This is a genomic window from Ochrobactrum sp. PL_is501 (assembly GCF_055816895.1).
In genome coordinates this window covers 181,225-203,928 of the sequence record NZ_JBVPGR010000031.1, presented here as the reverse complement: position 1 = coordinate 203,928, position 22,704 = coordinate 181,225, and the positions used below count along the sequence as shown (strand labels likewise).

At 58.3% G+C, this 22,704-nt stretch carries 21 protein-coding genes; 11 read left to right on the top strand and 10 right to left on the bottom strand.

All coding sequences use genetic code 11. From position 1 onward, the window contains the following. Positions 1–82 precede the first annotated feature (82 nt). Together AC0TOF_RS06775 and AC0TOF_RS06770 are read right to left on the bottom strand one after the other, a co-directional pair. The gene (locus AC0TOF_RS06775; RefSeq protein ID WP_473767630.1) at positions 83–550 is read right to left on the bottom strand and encodes a phage portal protein; all 468 of its coding nucleotides are present in this window, start codon (positions 548–550) and stop codon (positions 83–85) included. Positions 551–645: 95 nt separating this feature from the next. Beyond that, positions 646–1,518, bottom strand: coding sequence for a 23S rRNA (adenine(2030)-N(6))-methyltransferase RlmJ (locus AC0TOF_RS06770; protein ID WP_473767629.1), 873 nt, complete (start codon positions 1,516–1,518; stop codon positions 646–648). Between the two features lie 151 nt (positions 1,519–1,669). Here AC0TOF_RS06770 and AC0TOF_RS06765 point away from each other — a divergent pair, with 151 nt between their 5' ends. Then, positions 1,670–2,515 carry a DMT family transporter gene (locus AC0TOF_RS06765; protein WP_122000062.1) on the top strand — a complete coding sequence of 282 codons (846 nt, stop codon included), beginning with the start codon at positions 1,670–1,672 and terminating at the stop codon, positions 2,513–2,515. Positions 2,516–2,592: 77 nt separating this feature from the next. Beyond that, positions 2,593–4,713 (top strand): molybdopterin oxidoreductase family protein, encoded by a 2,121-nt coding sequence (locus tag AC0TOF_RS06760; RefSeq protein ID WP_473767628.1) that lies wholly within the window; start codon positions 2,593–2,595, stop codon positions 4,711–4,713. A gap of 74 nt (positions 4,714–4,787) precedes the next feature. On the opposite strand, the gene AC0TOF_RS06755 is transcribed toward AC0TOF_RS06760, so the two are convergent. The 3 genes from AC0TOF_RS06755 to purM all read right to left on the bottom strand — a co-directional run bounded on the left by AC0TOF_RS06755 (position 4,788) and on the right by purM (position 7,195). Beyond that, positions 4,788–5,312, bottom strand: a complete 525-nt coding sequence (locus AC0TOF_RS06755) for a DUF992 domain-containing protein (protein WP_473767627.1) — start codon at positions 5,310–5,312, stop codon at positions 4,788–4,790. Between the two features lie 159 nt (positions 5,313–5,471). Next, positions 5,472–6,095: a phosphoribosylglycinamide formyltransferase gene (purN, locus tag AC0TOF_RS06750; RefSeq protein ID WP_473767626.1), complete on the bottom strand. Its 624-nt coding sequence runs from the start codon at positions 6,093–6,095 to the stop codon at positions 5,472–5,474. Then, entirely contained in the window at positions 6,092–7,195 is a 1,104-nt protein-coding gene (purM, locus tag AC0TOF_RS06745) for a phosphoribosylformylglycinamidine cyclo-ligase (protein WP_473767625.1), read from the bottom strand. The genes purN and purM overlap by 4 nt, the downstream gene beginning before the upstream one ends. 360 nt (positions 7,196–7,555) lie before the next feature. Between purM and AC0TOF_RS06740 the strand changes: the two genes are divergently transcribed. From AC0TOF_RS06740 to AC0TOF_RS06730, 3 genes are read left to right on the top strand one after another with little or no spacing between them, the layout of a single operon-like run. Continuing rightward, positions 7,556–8,797: an AI-2E family transporter gene (locus AC0TOF_RS06740; RefSeq protein WP_473767624.1), complete on the top strand. Its 1,242-nt coding sequence runs from the start codon at positions 7,556–7,558 to the stop codon at positions 8,795–8,797. A gap of 51 nt (positions 8,798–8,848) precedes the next feature. Continuing rightward, positions 8,849–9,547 carry a DnaA regulatory inactivator HdaA gene (gene hdaA, locus AC0TOF_RS06735; protein WP_122000066.1) on the top strand — a complete coding sequence of 233 codons (699 nt, stop codon included), beginning with the start codon at positions 8,849–8,851 and terminating at the stop codon, positions 9,545–9,547. Between the two features lie 2 nt (positions 9,548–9,549). After that, on the top strand, positions 9,550–10,413 hold the full coding sequence (locus AC0TOF_RS06730; RefSeq protein ID WP_473767623.1) for an NAD-dependent epimerase/dehydratase family protein: 864 nt from the start codon (positions 9,550–9,552) through the stop codon (positions 10,411–10,413). On the opposite strand, the gene AC0TOF_RS06725 is transcribed toward AC0TOF_RS06730, so the two are convergent. The 3 genes from AC0TOF_RS06725 to AC0TOF_RS06715 form a co-directional block, all read right to left on the bottom strand. Then, entirely contained in the window at positions 10,410–11,234 is an 825-nt protein-coding gene (locus AC0TOF_RS06725) for a hypothetical protein (RefSeq protein ID WP_473767622.1), read from the bottom strand. The two genes, AC0TOF_RS06730 and AC0TOF_RS06725, sit on opposite strands and share 4 nt — an antisense overlap. Before the next feature lie 150 nt (positions 11,235–11,384). Next, positions 11,385–11,543: a hypothetical protein gene (locus tag AC0TOF_RS06720; protein WP_006472432.1), complete on the bottom strand. Its 159-nt coding sequence runs from the start codon at positions 11,541–11,543 to the stop codon at positions 11,385–11,387. Positions 11,544–11,661: 118 nt separating this feature from the next. Further along, positions 11,662–11,808 carry a hypothetical protein gene (locus AC0TOF_RS06715; protein WP_104753803.1) on the bottom strand — a complete coding sequence of 49 codons (147 nt, stop codon included), beginning with the start codon at positions 11,806–11,808 and terminating at the stop codon, positions 11,662–11,664. A gap of 540 nt (positions 11,809–12,348) precedes the next feature. On the opposite strand from AC0TOF_RS06715, the gene AC0TOF_RS06710 reads away from it, so the two are divergent. The 4 genes from AC0TOF_RS06710 (at position 12,349) to ligD (ending at position 16,903) form a co-directional block, all read left to right on the top strand. Beyond that, positions 12,349–13,065 carry a site-2 protease family protein gene (locus AC0TOF_RS06710; protein WP_473767621.1) on the top strand — a complete coding sequence of 239 codons (717 nt, stop codon included), beginning with the start codon at positions 12,349–12,351 and terminating at the stop codon, positions 13,063–13,065. 336 nt (positions 13,066–13,401) lie between these two features. After that, complete coding sequence (locus tag AC0TOF_RS06705) at positions 13,402–13,524, top strand: hypothetical protein (RefSeq protein ID WP_473767620.1); 123 nt, start codon at positions 13,402–13,404, stop codon at positions 13,522–13,524. Between the two features lie 17 nt (positions 13,525–13,541). Continuing rightward, positions 13,542–14,396, top strand: a complete 855-nt coding sequence (gene ku, locus AC0TOF_RS06700; protein WP_122000086.1) for a non-homologous end joining protein Ku — start codon at positions 13,542–13,544, stop codon at positions 14,394–14,396. Between the two features lie 2 nt (positions 14,397–14,398). After that, a complete protein-coding gene (ligD, locus tag AC0TOF_RS06695; RefSeq protein WP_473767619.1) occupies positions 14,399–16,903 on the top strand; it encodes a DNA ligase D in 2,505 nt (834 codons plus the stop codon). A 45-nt stretch (positions 16,904–16,948) separates the two neighbouring features. On the opposite strand, the gene ku (AC0TOF_RS06690) is transcribed toward ligD, so the two are convergent. Together ku (AC0TOF_RS06690) and nhaA are read right to left on the bottom strand one after the other, a co-directional pair. Next, positions 16,949–17,749, bottom strand: coding sequence for a non-homologous end joining protein Ku (gene ku, locus AC0TOF_RS06690; RefSeq protein WP_473767618.1), 801 nt, complete (start codon positions 17,747–17,749; stop codon positions 16,949–16,951). An 89-nt stretch (positions 17,750–17,838) separates the two neighbouring features. Next, positions 17,839–19,020, bottom strand: coding sequence for a Na+/H+ antiporter NhaA (gene nhaA, locus AC0TOF_RS06685; protein WP_473767617.1), 1,182 nt, complete (start codon positions 19,018–19,020; stop codon positions 17,839–17,841). A 455-nt stretch (positions 19,021–19,475) separates the two neighbouring features. Between nhaA and AC0TOF_RS06680 the strand changes: the two genes are divergently transcribed. After that, positions 19,476–20,465 (top strand): TAXI family TRAP transporter solute-binding subunit, encoded by a 990-nt coding sequence (locus tag AC0TOF_RS06680; protein ID WP_473767616.1) that lies wholly within the window; start codon positions 19,476–19,478, stop codon positions 20,463–20,465. 171 nt (positions 20,466–20,636) lie between these two features. Continuing rightward, a complete protein-coding gene (locus tag AC0TOF_RS06675; RefSeq protein ID WP_473767615.1) occupies positions 20,637–22,688 on the top strand; it encodes a TRAP transporter permease in 2,052 nt (683 codons plus the stop codon). Positions 22,689–22,704: the final 16 nt, after the last annotated feature.

The window sequence follows — 22,704 nt, the reverse complement described above, 5'->3', positions numbered from 1 at the left end:
CTCCACTCAATGGTTGCCCTGAGGCTTCAGTGCCTGAATCAAAAAGCGGCAGGCCGGCATCACGAAGAATGCAACTGTAGTGTTAGCGAAGAACGCGGCACCGGGCGTCATATACATACCAGCGGTCGAAACCGTCGACGCAGAACTCGACGTTGCGGCCCATGGAGGCAAAGCCCTGGCCTTCCTCAACCATATACCAGACCGAACGATACTGGCCATCGGTCAGAACGGCGGTTGCCTTGCAATAGGTGCGCTCGATCTGGGCCGGGTTGGTCTTTGGTTCATAGCGCGTCAGCTGAACGTCGCTCATGGCCGTGATGCCGACTTGCGGCAGGTTCGGAACGTGGCGCACCTGATAGCCGAAATCGGAAACCACCGAGCGCAGGACGCTCTGCTGGCTGCACGCGCCCGCATCGGCAACCCCTGCGGGAGCCGGAGCAAGATAGTCTGCGGCGCTCGCGGGCAGGGAAGCCAGCGTCAGGGGAAGGACGGCTGCGGCGAAAGCGGCTGCGCGTGAAAATCGTCCGATGCGATCCAGGGTTCGTTGCATATCTCTATCCTGTCCGAAATTGCGAGCCAGCTCGCTGAATTCTGTGATGGCCGAAGCCTCGTCAAGGCGCAGTTTCTGCTAGCAATTTCTCCGGGTCAAGTGCGATCCGTCTCGCTGCGCACCCACTTGATGCTGAAATTGCTCCCCTTTTCCTCGGCCAGAAGCTTGGTAAGGCAGGGAAGCAGGATTTGCATCTCACTTTCGAGTGTAAAAGGCGGATTGACCACAATCATGCCCGTGCCATCAAGGCGCGGTTCGGCGGAAGGCGCGCGAATCGCAAGCTCGATCTGCATGATCTTGGGAATGCCGGTTTCACGCAGGCGGCGGGTGAAACGTTCGGTTTCCCTGCGGTCTTTTACCGGATACCAAAGCGCGTAGATGCCGCCGCCGAAACGCTTGTGCGCCTTGACGAGGCCGTCGACCAGACGATCGAATTCGCCTTCCTTTTCAAAAGGCGGATCGACCAGCACCATGCCGCGTTTTTCCTTCGGCGGCAGGTGGGCGCCAAGCGCAAGCCAGCCGTCGAGCTCGGTCACGCGCACCTGATAGTCACCGTCGAAGAGTTTCGCCAGCCTGGCCGAATCCTGCGGGTGCAGTTCCAGCGCGGACAAACGGTCCTGCTTGCGCAGCAAATGCCGCACCAGAAGCGGTGAACCCGGATAATGGCGAAGCGCTTCGCCTTCGTTGACGGCACGGACGGCGCCAAGATAAGGCTCCAGCAATTCCAGCGCGGGCTGCTCGATCTGGCCTTTCTGGATGGCTTCCACGATGCGGTCGATGCCGCCCGTCCATTCGCCGGTCTTGCCGGCTTCCACGCCCTTCAGATCGTAAAGCCCGATGCCCGCATGGGTGTCGATGACGCGAAAGGCCTGCTCCTTGCGCTTCAGATATTCGACGAGACGGGCCAGGATGACGTGCTTGACGACATCCGCAAAATTTCCGGCGTGATAGGCGTGACGATAATTCATGGCTGCGCTTGTTTCATGTCGGCCTGTTTTCGGCAAGGGGCAGAAATGCTCAAAAGGCATCGGTCTGCGTCGTTCCTGCAATATCTCTTCTGTCACAAATGTGACATACAACTTTCAGCATCCGCTCCTTATCCTTTGAGTCGAGTCCTGAATGTCTGGTGGCGTCCTTCTGATCGTCCTCTTTGGCGCGTTCCTCCACGCGAGCTGGAACGCAATCGTCAAGGGCAGCGGAGACAAGTTTTTCGGCGCTGCCAGTGTTACCGGCGCTGCCGGGCTGATCGCTCTTTTCATCCTGCCTTTTTTGCCGCTGCCGAACCCGGCAAGCTGGATTTACATGCTTCTGTCGACGGTCACGCAGACCTTCTACATGTCGCTGGTGGCAGCAGCCTATAAGTCCGGCGATATGAGCGAAGCCTATCCGATCATGCGTGGTACGCCGCCCTTGCTGGTGGCGCTGGTAAGCGCGCCTCTGGTCGGCGAGGTGATGGGCTGGCAAAGCTGGCTTGGCATCATTCTGATCTGTTCCGGCGTTCTGGCGATGGCGCTTGACGCCCGGCGCAGAAATCGCGGTGCTTCAAGCCGCACCGCCTTGCTGGCCCTCACCAATGCCGGTTTCATTGCCAGCTATACGATCATCGATGGCCTTGGCGTCCGCGTTTCGGGCGAGCCATTGTCCTATACGCTTTGGCTGTTCCTGATGAACGCCATTCCGCTTGCCGGTTGGGCATTTTATCGCGAGCCGGACCGGTTCATCCAATATCTGCGCAATCACTGGCGACCGGCCATGATCGGCGGGGTGGGCACATTGGGGTCGTATGGCCTGGCGCTCTGGGCGATGACGATGGCTCCAATTGCCGTCGTCGCGGCACTGCGGGAGACGGCGATCCTCTTCGGCGTGCTCATTTCCTTCCTGGTGCTGAAAGAAAAAGTCGGCCTGTCGCGTTTTGTGGCTGCCGGGCTTATTGTCTTCGGTGCGATTTCATTGCGCCTGTCGTGAAAATTTATTTCGTCACAGTGACAATCTTCCGGCAGAAATTCGTTTCTGCGGCAAGTGGCTTGAGCTAATAAAGTAGTATGAACCAGCACGCCCCCATTTCGAATACCAAGATCGGTCATTCGGCCTGTCCGCATGATTGCCCGTCAACCTGCGCACTCGACGTGGAAATTCTCGACGAGCGCACCATCGGGCGCGTGCGCGGCGCGAAGGACAACAGCTACACGGCTGGCGTCATCTGCGCCAAGGTCGCGCGCTATGCCGAACGCGTCCATCATCCCGACCGCCTGAAGCATCCGCTGGTTCGCGCTGGCGCGAAAGGCGAGGGGCAGTGGAAACAGGCATCATGGGAAGCAGCCCTTGATCTTGTTGCCGAGCGCTTTCTGAAAGCCGAGCAGGATTATGGCAGCGAGAGCGTCTGGCCCTATTACTATGCAGGCACGATGGGGCTGGTGCAGCGCGACTCGATCAATCGTCTGCGCTTTGCCAAGCGCTATTCCAATCAGTTCGACAGTTTCTGCACCAATATGGCCTGGACCGGCTATTTTGCCGGAACCGGAAGCCTGACCGGCCCCGATCCGCGTGAAATGGCCAAAGCCGATGTCGTGGTCATCTGGGGCACCAATGCCGCGGCCACGCAGGTCAATGTCATGACCCATGCGGTTCGCGCGCGCAAGGAGCGCGGCGCGAAGATCGTCGTCATCGACGTTTACGCCAATGCGACCGTCCGGCAGGCGGATATGGGCATTGTGCTGAAGCCCGGAACCGATGGCGCCTTTGCCTGTGCGGTCATGCATGTGCTGTTCCGCGACGGTCTGGCCGACTGGGATTATCTGGAGCGTTATACCGACGATCCCAAGGGGCTTGAAAAGCATCTTCAGACCCGCACGCCGGAATGGGCAGCGGCGATTACCGGCTTGTCCGTTGAAGAGATCGAGGCCTTCGCTCATCTCGTCGGCAAGACCAAGCGCACCTATTTCCGGCTGGGCTATGGTTTCACCCGCCAGCGCAATGGCGCGGTGAACATGCATGCCGCTGCTTCGATTGCCTGCGTCACGGGCGCATTCCTCCATGAAGGCGGCGGGGCTTTTCATTCCAATTCCGGCATCTTCAAGATGGACAAGCGCGAGATCGAAGGCCGCGCCATGCAGGATGTCGGCATTCGCTTTCTCGATCAGTCGAAGATCGGTCGCATTCTCACCGGTGACCGGCAAGCGCTTTTTGATGGTCCGCCCGTCATGGCGATGCTGATCCAGAACACCAATCCGGCCAATGTCACCCCGGAACAGCGGCTGGTCCGCAAGGGCTTCGCGCGTGAGGATTTGTTCGTCGCCGTGCACGAACAGTTCATGACCGATACGGCGAAGATGGCCGATGTCGTCCTGCCTGCGACTACATTCCTTGAGCACGACGATATTTATCGCGGCGGCGGGCAGCAGCATGTGGTTCTGGGGCCGAAGCTGATCGAGCCTCTCGCCGATGCGCGCCCGAACATCTTCGTCATCAACGAACTGGCCAAACGGCTTGGCGTCGGGCATCTGCCCGGCTTCGACCTCGACGAGCGCACGCTGATCGACAACATGAATGCCAATAGCGATTTGCCGCATTTCGACGAATTGAAGGAAAAGCGGTTTGTCGATCTGCAGCCGCCCTTCGAGGAAGCGCATTATATCAATGGCTTCAAATGGCCTGACGGCAAGTTCCGCTTCCGCCCCGACTGGACCGGAAGCCCTTCGCCGAACAAGCCGCCGGAAGTCATGGGGCTTCAGGGGCCTCATCAGTCGATACCGGAATTTCCGGACCATTGGGAAGTGATTGAAACGGCGGATGCCGAACATCCGTTCCGCATGACAACCTCACCCGCCCATAATTTCCTGAACTCGACCTTTGCCGAAACGCCGACCTCGCTTGCCAAGGAAATCCGGCCCGAACTTCTGATCCATCCCGACGATGCGGCAGAGCTTGGCATCGAGGACGGCGAGCGCATCGAGATTGGCAATCATCGCGGCGAGCTGGTGCTTCATGCCGTGCTGCGCACCGGGCAAAAACGCGGTGTCGTCGTGTCGGAGGGCATTTTCCCGAACTCGGCATTCGAGCGCGGCGAGGGGATCAACATCCTGGTTGGCGCTGAACCTGCCGCCCCCTATGGCGGGCTGGCGGTGCATGACACCAAAATCTGGATACGCAAAATAAATGCATAAATACTAATCCAACAACGCCGGGCGCATATATAAACTATATATGCGCCCGGCGTTGTTGGAATTCGCGCCGCTTGTTAGCCAGCGTAACGCAGCTTCAGCTTGGAAACGCCGACAGCTGCATTCAGACCACGCTGGCCCTGAAGTGAAATCGGCTGAAGCGAAATCGTCTTCCACGAACCGCCGGTCAGGATATTGGTGCCGAAGCCGACGCCAATGGCTGCATTGGCGGAAGCGCCAACGTAGCGGCCCTGAAGCGCGCCTTCCGGACGAACGCTTGGGGCCCATACCGCCCAGGCGACACGGCCGCCATTGATGAAGCCGACATCGACGCCGAGCTTGGTGATGGTGCCGGTGTAATGCTCAATCGGGCCGCGACCGCGGGCAGGCTGGAATACGCAATCCACATCCTGCTGGCTGCCGATGATCACGCCGATCGCCGGGGAGATATCGCAGGACAGCATACCGACTTCCGAGCGCGGCTGGGTGCGACCCGAAGCGGGAGGAGCTACGAAGTCGGCTGCGATGGCTGGAGCCGTAACCGCAATGCCGGAAACCACGGCCATTGCGGACAGGAAGGAAGTCGAAAAACGGAGAGACATGTCTTTGTCCTCTTCTAAAAACATATTGAAAGAGACGTTTCTCACGACTCTTAACGGGGTTTGCCGAAGCAAGTTCCGTTAGGAGGGGGAATTAGAGCTTTTTGCGGGTGATTAAAGTTTTGTTAACAAAAAACTTCGTGTGTGATGAATTTGCCGCGGTCAGACGCTAACAACCACGCAGTCTGCCGGTTCATCTGACTGGTCCCCTGCCTGTCCGGCGGCAAATTTGCGCAGGGCGGCTGCATAGAGCTGATGTTCGGCTTTCAGGACACGCGCTGCAAGTGTTTCCGCATTATCTCCGGGGCGCACCGGCACCGCCGCCTGCGCCAGGATTGGACCTTCATCCATGCCTTCGGTCACCAGATGAACGGTGCAGCCAGCGACCTTCATCCCCGCATCGAGGGCCCGCTGATGGGTGTGCAGTCCGGGGAACAGCGGCAGCAGGGAAGGGTGAATATTGAGAATGTGGCCTTCATAGGGGGCAATGAAGCGGCCCGACAGAAGGCGCATGTATCCGGCAAGGCAGATGATATCCGGCTTCAAGGCGGCAAGCGCTTCGAGAATGGCATCTTCATGCGCTTCCTTCGAGGCATAATCCTTGCGCTTGAAAACTTGCGTGGCAATGCCTGCGCCTTGCGCCTTGGCAAGACCGCCAGCTTCTGCCTTGTCGGAGAATACAGCCACTATTTCGGCTGGAAAATCCGCAGCTTCGGCGGCACGGATCAGCGCCTCCATATTGGAGCCGCCGCCCGAAATGAAGATGACGACCCGCTTGCGGCTCATAGCGGGAGCTGGCCCTTGTAGACGACGCCATCTTTCTCGCGCTTGACCATCCGGCCAAGCGCGACGACCTTTTCGCCTTCAGCGGCAAGGGCGGCTACGACTTCCTCGACCTTCTCAGGCTTCACGACGGCAATCATGCCGATGCCGCAATTGAAGGTGCGCAGCATTTCGTTCGGCTCGACGCCGCCGGTTTTGGCAAGCCAGGAGAAGACCGGCGGAACGGAAATGGAGGCAAGGTCGATTTCGGCGGCAAGACCTTCCGGCAGGACGCGCGGAATATTGTCCGGAAAACCGCCGCCAGTGATGTGCGCCAGCGCCTTGATGCCATCCGAAGCGCGGATCGCGGCGAGAAGCGGCTTCACATAGATGCGTGTGGGGGTAAGCAGCGCTTCACCGAGCGTGGCGCCCGGCTGGAACGGTGCATCGGACTTCCAGCCGAGGCCGGAAAGCTCGACGATGCGGCGCACCAGCGAAAATCCGTTGGAATGAACGCCGGACGAAGCAAGGCCGAGGATGACGTCGCCTTCGGCAATGTCGCCGCGCGGCAGCAGGCGGTCGCGCTCAGCCGCGCCAACCGCGAAACCGGCAAGATCATAATCGCCGTCGCGGTACATGCCCGGCATTTCAGCGGTTTCGCCGCCGATCAGCGCGCAACCGGCCTGACGGCATCCTTCGGCAATGCCCGCAACGATATCGACACCCTGATCCGGCGAAAGCTTGCCGGTGGCAAAATAGTCGAGGAAGAAGAGCGGTTCGGCACCCTGCACGACCAGATCGTTGACGCACATGGCAACAAGGTCAATGCCCACTGTGTCGTGCTTGTCGGCATCGATGGCGATCTTCAGCTTGGTGCCGACACCGTCATTGGCGGCAACGAGCACCGGGTCCTTGAAGCCCGCAGCCTTGAGGTCGAACAGGCCGCCAAAGCCGCCGATCTCTCCGTCCGCACCGGGGCGGCGCGTGGAACGCACGAGCGGCTTGATCTTCTCGACCATCAGGTTGCCAGCATCGATGTCGACGCCAGCCTGCGCATAGGTCAGGCCATTCTGGGCAGCAGACTTGTCGGCGGGCTTATTGGCGGGCTTGTTTTCCATGGTCATGGCCTGCTCCTGAAAGGGGGTGCTTATCCACGCAGTTGTCTAATGCATTTTCGGCAAAAGCGTATAACGGTTTTGCTTGAGAAAATGCGATAAACAGAGAATGTGCGCGCAATGACACGAGACGGCGCTGCCCGCAAGGCCACAAAGCCGGAAAAGAGCGAATTAGCGCAGGATTCTGCCTGGAATCGTGATGGATCATTTCTCTTGCGATAGAGGGTTGTGCTTCGAGCGACCTTTCGATCAAGCATTGCAATTCAGGCAGGCCGTTCTAACTTGTCGCCGTTCGCACTAAGATATCCGTAACGCCATCCTGCTATCAGGACAGGCTTATCAAGCTTATTTCCTGGAAAATGGACGCCCATGGTCAAGAAACCGACACCAACGCGCACGACCGCCAGCCGAACGATCCGTCAATCGGAAGCGACGGTTCGCGATGGCGACATTCACGTCAATGTGGAAGTCGGTGCGCTGACCGGCTCTTCGGTGCGCCGTCAGGCAATGTTCTGGATCGGCGCTGTCGCGGTCTTCGTCCTGTTCCTTGTCGTGTTCAGTTCCGTCCTGCTGCCTTTCGTGGCCGGGATGGCGCTGGCCTACTTCCTTGATCCCGTTGCGGACAGGCTGGAGCGCCTCGGCCTTTCGCGGCTTGCGGCCACGGTCGTCATCCTGCTCATCTTCCTGATGGCGCTGATCCTCGGCCTGATGATCGTCGTGCCGATCCTCGCAACGCAGCTTGCGGATTTCATTTCCAAAATCCCCGAATATATCACCCAGTTGCAGTCCCTGCTGGCGAATGAGGATTCGCACTGGCTGAAGAAATATATCGGCATTGACAGTTCCGTCATTCAGCAGAATCTGAGTTCGCTGCTCCAGCAGGGCGCCGGTTTCCTCTCGACCTTGCTTCAGTCCCTGTGGAATTCGGGGAAATCCCTGATTGATATTGCGGGGCTTTTCGTCGTTACGCCGGTGGTCGCGTTCTACATGCTTCTGGACTGGGACCGCATGGTCTCAAGCATCGATTCATGGGTGCCGCGTCGCCAGCTTCACACCGTGCGCGGCATTGCGCGCGAGATGAATGCCGCCGTCGCCGGTTTCATTCGCGGACAGGGCACACTCTGCCTCATTCTGGGAACCTATTACGCCATCGGCCTTACGCTGACGGGGCTCAATTTCGGCCTGCTGATCGGCTTTTTCGCCGGTCTCATCAGCTTTATTCCCTATATCGGTTCCTTTGTCGGCCTGGCGCTCGCCATCGGCGTGGCGCTGGTCCAGTTCTGGCCTGACTGGATCATGATCTGTGCCGTTGCGGGCGTGTTTTTCCTTGGCCAGTTCGTGGAAGGCAACATCCTCCAGCCGAAGCTCGTCGGCTCGTCCGTGGGGCTGCATCCGGTCTGGCTCATGTTCGCGCTTTTCGCCTTTGGCTCGCTGTTCGGCTTCACCGGAATGCTGGTGGCTGTGCCTGCCGCAGCCGCGGTCGGGGTGCTTGTGCGCTTCGCATTGAATAGCTATCTCCAATCACCGATGTATGATCCTGCCTATCATCACCCGGACCCGGATGCGGGGCCGCTGATCGAGGCAGGCGAGAATGCGGGCAGAGAGAAATGAGATTGGGTCGTAACCGGCCAGGCGTTACAACAGGATGTGCAGGAGGCCGCGATGCGTGAGGCACCGCGCCAGATTCCGTTGAACCTTGAGCATCAGCCCGGTTATCACCGGGAGGACCTGATCGTCACGGGCTCCAACCGCGCCGCCGTTGATCTCATTGATCGCTGGCCGAACTGGCTGTCGCCGGTCACCATTCTTGCCGGGCCGACTGGCTCGGGCAAGACGCATCTTGCGGAAATCTGGCGTGCCGGAACGGGCGCGCTTCTGGTTGATCCATCCAACATCACCGAAGAAGCCGTGAATGGCGCTGCCGAATATCCGGTACTGATCGACGATATCGGCGGCACGCCTTTCGACGAAACCGGGCTTTTCCATCTCATCAACAGCGTCCGGCAGAATGCGGCTCAAGGGCTTGGGCCTTCACTGCTGATGACGTCCCGCCTGTGGCCTGCGAACTGGAACGTCAAGCTTCCCGATCTTGCCTCGCGCCTCAAGGCCGCGACCGTTGTGGAAATTGCCGAACCCGACGACCTCTTGCTTTCCGGAGTCATTCACAAGCTTTTCGCGGACAGGCAGGTGAGCGTGGAGCCGCATGTCGTCGCCTATCTGGTCAGCCGGATCGAGCGCTCGCTTCTGTCTGCAATCCGCATTGTCGACAAGCTCGACCGCGCGGCGCTGGAACAGAAAAGCCGCATCACGCGCACGCTTGCCGCACAGGTTCTGGCCGACAGCGAACAGCCGGAACGCTGAGGATGAGAATAGCGGTCACCGGGGCAGGCGGTTTTATCGGAAGCGCACTCACTCAAATGCTGGCCGGGGAGGGGCACGAAGTGCTGCCTTTGTCCCGCAATGACCTGTCAGATCCAGACTTTTCAGGCGTGGAAACACTCGTCCATTGCGCAGCGCTCGCGCATCGCACCGGCGCGGAACGCCCGGATGCAGCAACGTTCGACGCGGTCAATCATCGGCTGGCGGTGGAGCTTGCCGTCAGGGCAAAAGCTGCTGGTGTCAGGCGCTTCGTCTTTGTCTCGACGATTTATACGGTTGCCGGAAACCCGTCGCCGCTGACGCCGGACATGCGGCTGAACCCTCGCGATGATTATGGTCGCGCCAAGGCCAAGGCGGAAGCTGATCTGCGGGAATTAAGCGGGATCGAGATTGTCATCGCACGCCCGGTTCTCGTTTACGGTCCCGGAGCGCGGGCGAACCTGAAAGCGTTGATAAAGCTTTGCGATAGCGGATTGCCGTTGCCTTTCGGTCTGGCAAACAACAGGCGCAGTTTCGTGTCTCTTGAGAATGTCGCGCGTGCGCTGACGTTTTTAAGCGTTGCGCCTGCGGACAAGGTCGCCGGGCGCGTGTTCCATCTTGCCGAGCCGCAACCGCGCTCCACAAAGGAACTCGTGACGAAGCTTCGGGCTGCCTTGGGAAAGCCTTCGCGGCTTTTGCCCCTTCCGCCGGTCTTCATGCGGCTCCTGCTTTCGGCTGCGGGCAAAAGCGGCCTTTACGACCAGCTTTATGGCGATCTGGTCGCGGACAGTTCATCGCTGATTGAAGCAGGGTTCGACTATCTGCCGGGCGACCGGCAGTTGGAAGCAATGGCACGTCGCCCGGATTAGTTCTTCTGGCCGACAGCCTTGGGCGGCTCCATGCGCGAATGCGCTGGTCGGGGAGACTGTTTGGGCGCGGCTGCGGTTGCAGTTTGCTGCTTCTTCGCAACGGAGCCGGTGATCAGGCTGGCGCTGTCCGGCTTGTTGCGTCCGCCGATAAGCTGGTCCTCGTGCACCCAGCCAATCATGTTGGTCTTCGGGACGATCACGCGATGCCAGCGCCCCGTCTTTCCATAGGAACGCATCTCGCGGCCTTTTTCCACGACGCCGATGGATGGCGACTTATCCCAGGCATTCTTGTGGATGGTGAGGCGCGCCTTGGCATAGATCACCGATGGCGAGCTTGCCGGCGTGTTGATGCCGCGCGGCGGCATTGAGCGCAGCGCAGCCGTAGGCGGCGGGGGCGGAGGCGCAACGACCTGACTTGCGGGGCGCGGCGGGGTGGCGGTCTGGATTGCAGCCTGCTGGACAGGCTTTTGCGGCGTGGGTGCCGCAACGGGCGCGGACGGACGCGGCACAGGGCCGACGGCAGCGCCATAATCCTTCGCCGGTGCTTTGCTTTCAGGAGCCTTGCTGGTGGCGGTCGCCTTCGGTTCCGTTCTCGCGGCGGGCTGCGCAACCGGCTTGGAGGCAGGGCGCTGGAACAGCGCTGTTAACGCGGCTTGCGGGCTCTTGTGCTGGGTGGTTGCCCACAGGCTGAAAGCACCGAGGCCCAGAATGGCGGCTAGCGCGAGCAGGGGAGTGGACGAGCCGGAAGATTTGCCCGACGACTTGCTTGAACGCTTGGTGGAGCGCTTGGGCGAGCGGGTGGTGCGTTTGCGTGCAGCCATCGTCTGTCTCCTGTTCGAATCGCGATAGGGAGACGCTACCAATTGTTCCTTCGCATTTGGTTACCGGAGCTTCAGGCGGGTGCGGCCCGACCGATGCAACGCAAACAAAAAACGCCGCTTTCGCGGCGTTTCGAGGCAGGTTGGTAAGACTTACTGGTGGCCAGACGTCTTGTGATCGCAGGAAGTCTGGCCTGATGCCTTTTCCTGCTGCCGTTGGTTGGCTTCGCTTGCTTCAACCGCGTTGCGCAGCTCTGCCCATTCGCGTTCATGACGACGATAAAGCTCATCGGAAACAGTCTGGATACCCATTTGGTCCTCCGTTTTATCTGGTGCCCCAAATAACATGGCGAGGGCGAAAACGTTTCATCACAAAGCGTAAGCGCTTGAAATCTTAATCGGTTTATATGTTTATAACTTCGGTTCGATCCTAATTTTCCTGAATGGAAACGCCGTCTTCTCCGATTTTCATCTCGATCCCGGCGGGTTTGGTCTCTTCGCGATAGACATAGACCGCCAAGCCGGCGGCTACGACGATCAGCGCGCCAATAATCAGATAAAGCCCGTTTCTATTCACACTCAGTCTCCAACAGGTTGGTCGTGAAGTGTGAACGCGCGCGTGTGGGATTTGGTTCCGCCTGCGCATCGGCGCGCAATAAGCGCAAAGTGATCGCGTGGAGAGTACCTCCTCATATGATGATGCTGATATTGATCGTGCGATTGAAAAACTGGAGGGAACTGAAGTTAATGCGCTCCGCCGGCGATAAAAATACGTGCAAAATGGTCGCCGACAGATTTACTTCCCGGGTAAAATATCGTCTTCCAGATTTCCGGTTCGAGTTCGTCATCCTGTTCGAGGGGGCGGCGCCTTCCGGATAAGATGTACGTAAATACAAAAGATTAAAGCGCCGATCAGATTTAGTCGGATCGAAATGCGCTCGAATATAATGCTTTCTCCCGAGAGAAAGATGTCGCCAAGGGGGTATTGGAGTTCATTCTGATATTTTTCTTGGCGAGCGTTGTGTTTTACATGGTTTTCCGTGCGGTGGTTTGTTGAATGAATAGTGTTTATAAAAATACTGCCTCTTACAAAGGTATAAGCCTGAATTTCATCTTCATGTGCGTTCTCTTCATTGGGTCGGGTGTCGCGCTTTTTCGCGAAGCCACTCAGTCGCTTGTGGCTGTCTTCGTTTTTGTTGCTTCAGGCTGGATAATTTCGCTCTGCATGCATGAGGGTGCGCACGCCTTGGCTGCCTATATGGGGGGTGACCGGTCCGTCGTTTCAAAAGGATATCTAAGCCTCGATCCGTTTGCATATGCTCACCCGTTGACGAGCTTCGGTCTGCCGCTTGTTTATCTGATGCTCGGTGGCATAGGCTTGCCCGGCGGCGCGGTTTCGATCGACAGGAGCGCGGTGCGCAGCAAGCATTGGGGAGCGCTGATTTCAGCGGCGGGCCCGCTGGCAAATCTGGTCGTTCTTCTGGCCCTGAGTCTGCCCTTTGTGAGTGGCTGGGCCTATGCGATGGACAATGACGATTTCTGGTCGGCCGTGGCGTTTCTGGCCGCGCTTCAGGCTTCGGCGGTGGTTCTCAATCTTCTGCCAATACCAGGGCTGGATGGGTTCGGGATTTTGTCGCCTTACCTGCCGGAGGAAATGCAGAAACAGGCCTATGCTTTCACACCGCTTCTGGGGCCATTCCTAATCATGATTTTTCTCAATAAATCTGTCGGCCTTGCGATCTGGAACGCGGTTTCTACGCTCACGACAAAGCTCGATATCGCACCTTCCTACATTTTTACGGGCCTCTCACTGTTCAGGTTCTGGGCTGAATAGCTGCCGACGCAGGTCGAGTGCGAGCCCGATCCGACAATTGAGATGCGGACAATAACGGCACGGCGTTGTCCAATTCCATCAGCGGTTCGGCTGGCAGACGCGCGCAACAGACCCAGAAGAACAGACCGATAGATTTAGCCCGCATCCCGAAAAGTGAGAAACGCCTGGCAGGGAAATCAGTCCACTGGACGGATTTCTGATCCTGCTTCGATCTAATGCCCGCGTTTCGGTCGCGATGTCGGAACAATAGTGTCCCTTCATGAGTTTGTCCCGCGTGGCGGTTCCAGTGTCCTGTTTTGGCCTGAGCCGCTCCCGCCGACAGCGATGGAGGGCAAAATGGGTGAGTTCTTGTTCTGGATCGTACTGATCGGATTGCCTGTGCTTCTCGTCGGCGGTTTCGGATATGCGCACTATCTGAAACGCACCGGGGGAACCACCCGGCATGAAGATGGCGCTTGAAAAGAGCAAGGCAATCCATGGCACCCCGTGCAAACTGGAAAGGCCAGTTGAAAATCGAACAGCTTCTGTGTCCTGTTGCGCTGTTCACCGCCGCATCGACCTCCGAACGCGTTTCGTTTCATCTGGTCAATCGCAAGACAGGAAATCGTCTCAGCCGGGAATTCGTGGACAGCGATACGGGCAAGCCCGTGCCGCGCGAGAAACAGGTCAAGGGATACGAGGTTTCATCCGGCTCTTATTTGAGCTTTGACGAAGAGGAGATCGCGTCCGCTATTCCCGAAAGCGACAAGACGCTGAATGTCACCCGTTTCGTCAAATGCGATGAGATCGACGATGTCTATCTCGACCGGCCATATTATCTGGCTCCGGCGGGAGATGACGAGAGTTTCGTACTCGTGCGCGAGGGCATGAAGGCCGAAAAGGTAGCCGCAATTGCGGAAACGGTTCTCTTTCGTCGTGCGCGACAGGTTCTCATTCGCCCATATGACGACGGCCTGATCGCGACTACCCTCAATTTCGAGTATGAGGTGCGCGCCGCATCAGACGCATTTGCCGATCTGGGCGCGTTCAGCTTCGATCAGGAAATGCTCGATCTGGCAAAACACATCATCGACACCAAAATGGGCAGTTTTGACCCTGCCGGTTTCGACGATCGCTACGATACGGCGCTGGCTGACTTGATCAAGGCAAAGATTGAAGGAAAGCCGCTCAGGAAGCCGGCTGCGCCGAAAACTGCCGAGGTCATCGATCTCAAGGAGGCTCTCCGCAAGAGCGCCGGTCTGGGCGGGGGGCGAGCATCGGCCAAAACTGCAAAAGGCAGGACGAAATCCCGGGCTAAACCCGATGCGAAGTCTGCCAAAAGGGCTGGCTGATCATGGGACAGCCGCTCGAAACCTATCGCAAGAAACGCGATTTTACCCTGACCAGGGAGCCGCGCGGCAAGTCCTCCCGCGCGAAAGGTGATCTTTTCGTCGTGCAGAAGCATGATGCCCGGAGATTGCATTATGATTTTCGGCTTGAGATGGACGGCGTGCTGAAAAGCTGGGCCGTAACGCGGGGCCCGAGCCTCGTTCCCGGCGAAAAGCGCCTTGCCGTGCATGTAGAGGATCATCCTCTTGAATATGTAGGCTTCGAAGGCACAATACCCAAGGGCGAATATGGCGGCGGCACAGTCATCGTTTGGGATACGGGGCGTTGGAAATCCACCGGCGATGCGCACAAGCAATACAAGAAAGGGCATCTTGAGTTTGAGCTTGCCGGAGAAAAACTCAAAGGGCGCTGGCATCTGGTCCGTATGCACGGAAAGCCGGGCGAGAAGCGGGAAAACTGGCTTCTCATCAAGGGAGAGGACGAGTTTGCCAGAGACGAGAACGAGCCTGACATTCTTGAAGAACAGCCCCAATCCGTAAAGACCGGCCGCGGCATCGCCGATGTTGAGGACGAGGCGCCGGGCTGGTCATCGAAAACCGGGGCAATCAAGAAGAAGGCCGCCGCTCCAAAGAAGCCTGTGAGGCCGGTTCCTAAAAATGCGCATCCGGGGCCGATGCCGGGTTTCGTCAAGCCTGAGCTTGCCACGCTTGTACCGGCTGCGCCGGAGGGAAGCCGCTGGCTTCACGAGATAAAATTCGATGGCTATCGCATCCAGGCCCACGTTGCGCGCGGCGAGGCCACGCTTTATTCGCGCAGCGGCCTGGATTGGACGGGCAAGTTTGGCCAGTCGATCATTGACGATCTCGTTGGGACTGGAGTGGACGAAGCCATATTTGACGGTGAGATCGTTGTAGAAAACCGGTCGGGACTGTCCGATTTTTCAGCTTTGCAGGAAGATTTGAGCGAGGGGCGTTCGGATCGGTTCGCTTATTATCTCTTCGATCTTCTTTATGTCGATGGGCAGGACCTTCGCCGGTCTCCCTTGGTCGAGCGCAAGAAGCTGCTTGAAAAACTGGTCCCTGCCAAATCATCGACCTTGCGCTTCAGCGAGGCCTTTGATGCCGATGGGGCTGCGGTGCTGAAGAATGCCTGCGGGCTCGGGCTTGAAGGCATTGTGTCGAAGCTGGAGAACGCATCCTATAAAAGCGGGCGCAGCGGCGACTGGCGCAAATCGAAATGCATCGGACGGCAGGAATTCGTCATCGCGGGTTATGTTCCCTCAACGGCAATGCGAGGGGCAATCGGCTCGTTGCTGCTGGGGGTGCACGATAAAAAGGGGCTGGTCCCGGTGGGCCGGGTGGGAACGGGCTTTTCTGTCAATATTGCGAAGGAACTTTACAAGCGGCTGCATGCCATGCGGCTGGAGGAAAGCCCCTTTGCCGTGCCTCTGACCGCGGATGAAAGGCGAGGCGCCAGCTTCGCCAAGCCGAAGCTGGTAGCGGAAATCGAATTTCGCGCGTGGACTGCCGACAAGCGATTGCGTCACGCTTCCTTCAGGGGGCTGCGCGAGGATAAGGCCGCCAGCGATGTAATATGGGAGGAGCAAGCCGTGTCAGCTCGTGTTTCCGACAAAGGCACCGGGGAAATCGACGTGAAACTCACACATCCCGACCGCGTTTACTGGCCGGAGGAGGGCGTTACAAAACAAGGGCTTGCGGATTACTATGCCGAAGTCTGGCCCCGTATCGAACCTTTTATCGTCAACCGTCCTCTGGCGCTGGTGCGCTGTCCGACCGGCATCGAAGGGGAGCACTTCTTCCAGAAGCACGCATGGAAAGGGTTGAACGAATATATTGTCGAGGTTCAGGACCCAAAGGACAAGGCGGAGGAACCCTATATCAGCATCCGGGATTTCAACGGGCTGATCGGTCTGGTGCAGGCCGGAACGCTGGAAATTCATCCGTGGGGATCGACGCTCAAGAACTGGGAATTGCCGGATATACTGACGATGGATCTTGATCCGGGCGAGGGCGTTCCCTGGTCACGCGTGATTGAAGCAGCTTTGGAAGTCAGGGAGCGTCTGGAGAAAACCGGATTGGCGGCGTTTGTCAAAACATCCGGGGGCAAGGGGCTGCATGTGGTGGCGCCGCTCAAGCCCAAGGCTGACTGGGACGCGCTGAAAAGTTTTACCAAGGCTATTGCCGACCAGATGGCAGCGGATAGCCCCGATCGTTACGTATCGACGATCTCCAAGGCCAAGCGCAAAGGCAGGATTCTCATCGATTACCTGCGCAATCAGCGTGGCATGACTGCCGTAGCGCCTTACTCCCCGCGGGCGCGCCCCGGCGCTGCGGTTTCCATGCCGCTTGCATGGGATGAAGTCACGCAGGCGATAGGTCCAGCCCATTTTACCATTCCCAACACGCCGACCCGGCTGGCCGCGCTGGAAAGCGATCCCTGGCAGGATTTCCGCAGCGCGGAAACGCCATTGCCGAAAATGAAAAAATAAGAAGTGGCAACACCTACACCGCTCCAGCGCCCGGAGCGGTTGGCTTTACGATTTCTTGCCTTCCCTGCTGAGACTTTTGCGCAAGGCGTCCATGATATTGATGACATTGCCCTCCGTTGCCGGTGCTGCCTTGCGGGGCTTCGATCCGGCTGCCGGTTTCTTTTTCTTTTTGGCGGAAATCATGGACTGGAGGTTCTTCTGCACGGGGTCCTGAAGGAAATCGGGATTCCAGTCTTCCGTCTTGTCCTTGATAAGCTTGCGGACCATGGAAAACAGCTTCGTGTCCGGTTTGCTTTCCTCAATGGCGGAAAAATAATCGGCGGCTTTCCGCACCTCATCGCCGAAGCGCAGCGTCCACAGGACAATCCCGCGCCCGCAAGGTTCGAGAAGCACCGCTCTTTCACGCCTGTACATGACGAGGCGGGCCAGGCCGAAGACCGAACTTTTCTCCATCGCCTCCCGGATGACGGCAAAGGCCTCCTGACCGACCTTGTCGGAAGGGGCAAGATAATGCGGCTTGTCGTACCAGATCCAGCCGATGCTGTCGCGTGGCACGAACTTGTCGATGTCTATCGTTCTCGTGCTCTCAAGCGCCACGGCTTCCAGTTCGTCCTCTTCAAGAAGGATATAGCTGCCATCGTCTTTCTCGAAGCCTTTCGCCTCGTCGTCATCGCGCACGGGCTTGCGCGTAACCGAATCCACATAGCGGCTGATCACCCGGTTTCCGGTCTCGGCATTCAGGGTGTGAAAGCGCACCTTTTCGCTGTCGCTGGTCGCAGGCGTCAGTTCCACCGCGCATGTGACGAGCGAGAGTTTGAGATAGCCTTTCCAGAAACTGTGGGGCACGGCCTGATCCTCCGGGAAGAACAGGATAACCCGCCTGGAGCCGGATGGTTCCCGTTCGGATTTATGCAACCCCGGGAACCTGTCGAGCTTTAACCGCCGAAATTTCGCCCGTCTGCCCGCCTTGCAAAGCGCAGCACGATGAAACCGGCAAGTCCGGCGACAAGCGAGCCAATCAGGATTCCGATCTTCGCTTCATTTTGCAGCATGGTGTCATTGAAGGCGAGAAGCGAGATAAACAGGCTCATGGTGAAGCCGATGCCGCATAGAAGCGTCGTGCCCAGCATTTGCGTCCAGCTTGCGCCGGCTGGCAGGTCCACAATTCCGCTTCTTACCAGCAGCGACACTGCGCCGAAAATGCCCACGAGCTTGCCGACTGCCAGACCGGCGGCGACGCCCACGGTCACCGGCGCGAAAAACGCTTCCGTGCCGAGGCCCGCAAAGCTGACGCCTGCATTGGCGAAGCCGAATATGGGCACGATGATAAACGAAACCGGCTTGATCAGGCTATGCTCGAGCAGATGCAGCGGGCTTTCGGCAATCGTCGCTTCGGGTTTCGCGGGCGTGCGCTTGATTGGAATGGTCAGCGCCAGCAGGACGCCCGCAATGGTCGCGTGAACGCCGGAGCGGTAGGTGAAAAACCACAGTGCGAGACCCAATAGCAGATAGGGCGTCAAACGTTTTACGCCGCTCAGGTTCAAGACCAGCAGCGCGGCTACGACAGCCGCAGCCAGTCCCAGATCGATCAGAGAAACGCCGGTTGTGTAGAACAACCCGATGACAATTACCGCGCCGAGATCGTCGATGATCGCAAGGGCGGCGAGAAACACCTTCAGTGACGTGGGAACTCTCGGTCCCAGCAAGGAAATGACACCGAGCGCAAATGCAATGTCGGTCGCCGCCGGGATCGCCCAGCCGTGAGATGCGCCGCTATCGAGGTTGAAGGACAGATAGACCAGAGCAGGCACCGCCATGCCTGCCGCAGCAGCTACGCCCGGCAAAATGCGGCGCGGCCAGGAGGAAAGATGGCCGTCGACCATCTCGCGCTTGATCTCCAGCCCGACCATCAGGAAGAACACCGCCATCAGCGCGTCATTGACCCAATGCTGGACCGAAAGCGGGCCGAGATAGGCATGGAGAGCGCTGAAATAGGTTTCCGAAAGCGGCGAGTTCGCCACCAGCAGCGCCGCTATGGCCGCAGCTATGAGCAACAGGCCGCCTGACGACTCACTATCGAGAAAATTGCGTATAGTATTTTGAATGCGACCAGCCATTGGCAGCTCCCTGACAGAAACGGTTAAAAACAGTCTCCGTATTCAGGGTTTTCCCTGGGCGCACGCAGCACACGCCATGAAAGTAAGATAGCGAGAAAATCTGTAGATTCAAGTCATATGATCAATCCGTGACGGGATTATCGATGGGCGACGTATTGTAGGATTATAAGTTGATTGAATAGAGAAAATCTATTTTATGGTCATGGATTATTATTTTATGAATGTTATGTGTTAGTCTCATTATTATTTGAGATTTGCATTTTTCCACAATTGTTGATTTGCCATTCTCGGAATGAAGTGAATAAGGTAAGCAAGGCCTGGCGTGCCCCTGAGAGAAGCGTGAAGGAGCGTTGGCAGATTAGCGATCCCGGAAGTGGTGCTTGACAAGCCGCGTCGGTCTTTCCATGTTCGGCGACACAATTTGAACAAAATTATCCAGGGAACGGAGAACAGTTATGACATTGGGAAAAATCACCCGGCGCGGTGTGGTTGCCGCCTTTGCAGGCATTTTTGCTGTCGGGGCCAGCATTGCCGTCGCGCAGTCTCCGGCCTTCTTCCGCATCGGCACCGGCGGCACGGCTGGCACCTATTATCCGATAGGCGGGTTGATCGCCAATGCGATTTCCGGGGCAGGGGACAAGGGCGTACCCGGTCTGGTGGCCACGGCGGTTTCATCGAACGGTTCGGTCGCGAACATCAACGCTATCCAGTCCGGCTCGCTCGAATCGGGCTTCACCCAGTCCGACGTCGCCTATTGGGCGCATACGGGCACCGGCCTTTATGAGGGCAAGGGCAAGGTCGAGGACCTGCGCCTGATTGCTACGCTCTATCCCGAGACGATCCATCTGGTCGCTCGCAAGGATGCGGGAATCAAATCCGTTGCCGATCTCAAGGGAAAGCGCGTTTCCATCGATGAGCCGGGCTCAGGCACGATTGTCGATGCCCGCATCGTTCTGGAAGCATATGGCTTGAGCGAAAGCGACATCAAGGCCGAGCATCTGAAGCCCGGTCCGGCCGGCGAGCGTCTGAAGGACGGCGCGCTTGATGCCTATTTCTTCGTTGGCGGCTATCCGACTGGCGCAATCTCGGAACTGGCGACGTCGAACGGCATTTCGCTGGTCCCGATATCCGGTCCGGAAGCGCAGAAGATTCTGGAAAAATATTCGTTCTTCTCCAAGGATACGGTGCCGACCGACACCTACAAGGATGTCGGCGAAACTGAAACGCTGGCGGTCGCGGCACAGTGGGTCACGAACGCCAAGCAGCCGGATGAATTGGTCTACAACATCACCAAGACCCTGTTCAACGACGACAGCAGAAAGGCTTTCGATGCCGGACATGCGAAAGGCAAGCTGATCAAGCTCGATACGGCGACGACGAGCCTCGGCATTCCGCTGCATCCCGGTGCGGAGCGTTTCTACAAGGAAGCAGGCGTACTGAAATAAGTCGCCCATTCCGGTTCGAATGAACAAGATGCACGGAGTTTCACCCGAACTCCGTGCATTTTCTTCCAGTTCGAAAAAGCATCTTTCATATCGATAATTTTGTTAAAACAAGCGGTTAGAGCGATTTCCCGATTCAGTTGAATCGGCTGCGCTCTGAATGGAGAGGACAGTATGGCGAGCGAGCAAGAGACGAAACTGTCGCCCATGGAACTGGATGAGGCCAAGGCGCGCGAGCTGGAAGAAAAGTTCGACTCCGAGATACGCTTTCGCCCGCTGGCACCGCTGGCAGCGCGCATCGTCGGCGGGCTGCTCATCATACTTTCCCTCTTCCACTATTACACGGCGGGCTTTGGCCTTTTGTCGGAAATGGTGCATCGCGGCATCCATCTTTCCTTCGTGCTTGGTCTGGTCTTCCTCGTCTTTCCGTTTTCCCGCAAGGGCTACGACCAGCCCACGACGTCGTCATGGCTGAGGCCGCTTGGCATTTCCATCATCGACTGGGCGCTGGCGATCATCGCGGTCGTGTCCGTTGCCCATGTTCCGATGATTCCGCTTGACGATCTGGCGTTCCGTGTCGGCAATCCGACGACGACGGACGTTGTGCTTGGCGGTCTTCTCATTCTGGTTCTGCTGGAAGCGACACGGCGCTCGGTCGGGTGGCCGCTGCCGATCATATCGGTCCTGTTCATGCTCTATGCCATTTACGGGCAGCATATGCCGGGCATTCTCGTCCATCCCGGCGCGACCGTCAGCCAGCTCGTCGACCATCTTTATCTGACGACGCAGGGCATCTACGGCATCGCGCTTGGCGTGGTCGCAACCTATGTCTTCCATTTCGTGCTGTTCGGGGTGTTTGCCACCCGCATCGGCCTTGGCCAGCTATTTCTGGATTGCGCGGCATGGGTGGCGGGCCGTTTCGCGGGCGGCCCGGCAAAAGTCTCCATTTTCGGGTCGGCCCTTTTCGGCATGATTTCCGGTTCGTCGGTCGCCAATACGGTGACGGTCGGTTCGCTCACCATCCCGGCGATGATCCGGCTTGGCTACAAGCGCCATTTCGCCGCCGCCGTCGAGTCCGCATCGTCGACAGGCGGGCAGATCACGCCGCCGATCATGGGCGCTGCCGCATTCCTGATGATCGAATTCCTGAACCTGCCTTACACGACGATCATTCTGGCGGCCATCGTGCCGGCCTTCATGCACTTCTTCGGCGTCTTGATGCAGGTCCATTTCGAAGCAAAGCGCAACGGCTTGCGCGGCATGACCAAGGAAGAGCTGCCCGACCTCAAGGAAGCTTTCAAGCGCGACTGGCCGACCGTCATTCCGTTGGTCGTGCTGATCGGGGTGCTTCTGTCGGGCTACACGCCTTATCTGGCTGCATTCTGGGGCATTACGCTGTGTATCGCGGTGGGTTTGCTCAATCCGCGCAAGCGCATGTCGATAGGCGAGATTTTTGACGGATTGCGCGATGGCGCCAAATATGCGCTCGCCGTGGGCGCGGCGGCGGCGACTGTCGGCATTATCGTCGGTGTGGTCACGCTTACCGGCGTCGGCTTCAAGATTTCCTATATCGTGACGTCGACGGCGGCGCAGCTCGCCACCTATTTCGGTACCATTCTGCCTGCCGCCTGGTTTGGTCCGCAGACCCTGACGCTGCTTTTCACGCTCATCATGACGGGGATCGTCTGCATTTTGATGGGCTGCGGCATCCCGACGACGGCCAATTACATCATCATGGCGACCATCGCCGCACCTGCGCTGGGGCTGCTGGGTGTCGAGCCGATCGTGGCCCATTTCTTCGTTTTCTATTATGGCGTGCTGGCGGACATCACCCCGCCCGTCGCGCTCGCCGCTTATGCGGCGGCGGGAATGGCGGGCGCTGATCCGTTCAAGACCGGCAATACAGCCTTCCGGCTCGGTCTCGGCAAGGTGCTTGTGCCATTCGTGTTTGTATTCTCTCCGTCGCTGCTGCTGGTCACGTCGGGTTTCAACTGGCTGGATTTCTCCGTGGCCTTCCTCGGTTGCGCCATCGGCATTACCGCGCTTGGTGCCGCACTGTCGGGCTTTTTCCTGGTGCGCACCAAGGCATGGGAAAATGTCCTGCTGATCGTGGCCGCGATCCTTCTGGTTGCGCCGGAGATTTACTCCTCGCTCGTGGGGCTGGCGCTGCTGGTGCCGGTTGTGGTTCGCCACCTCTCGTCGGTGCGACAGCCTCAAGCTGCTTGAGGCACATCGCGAAAAT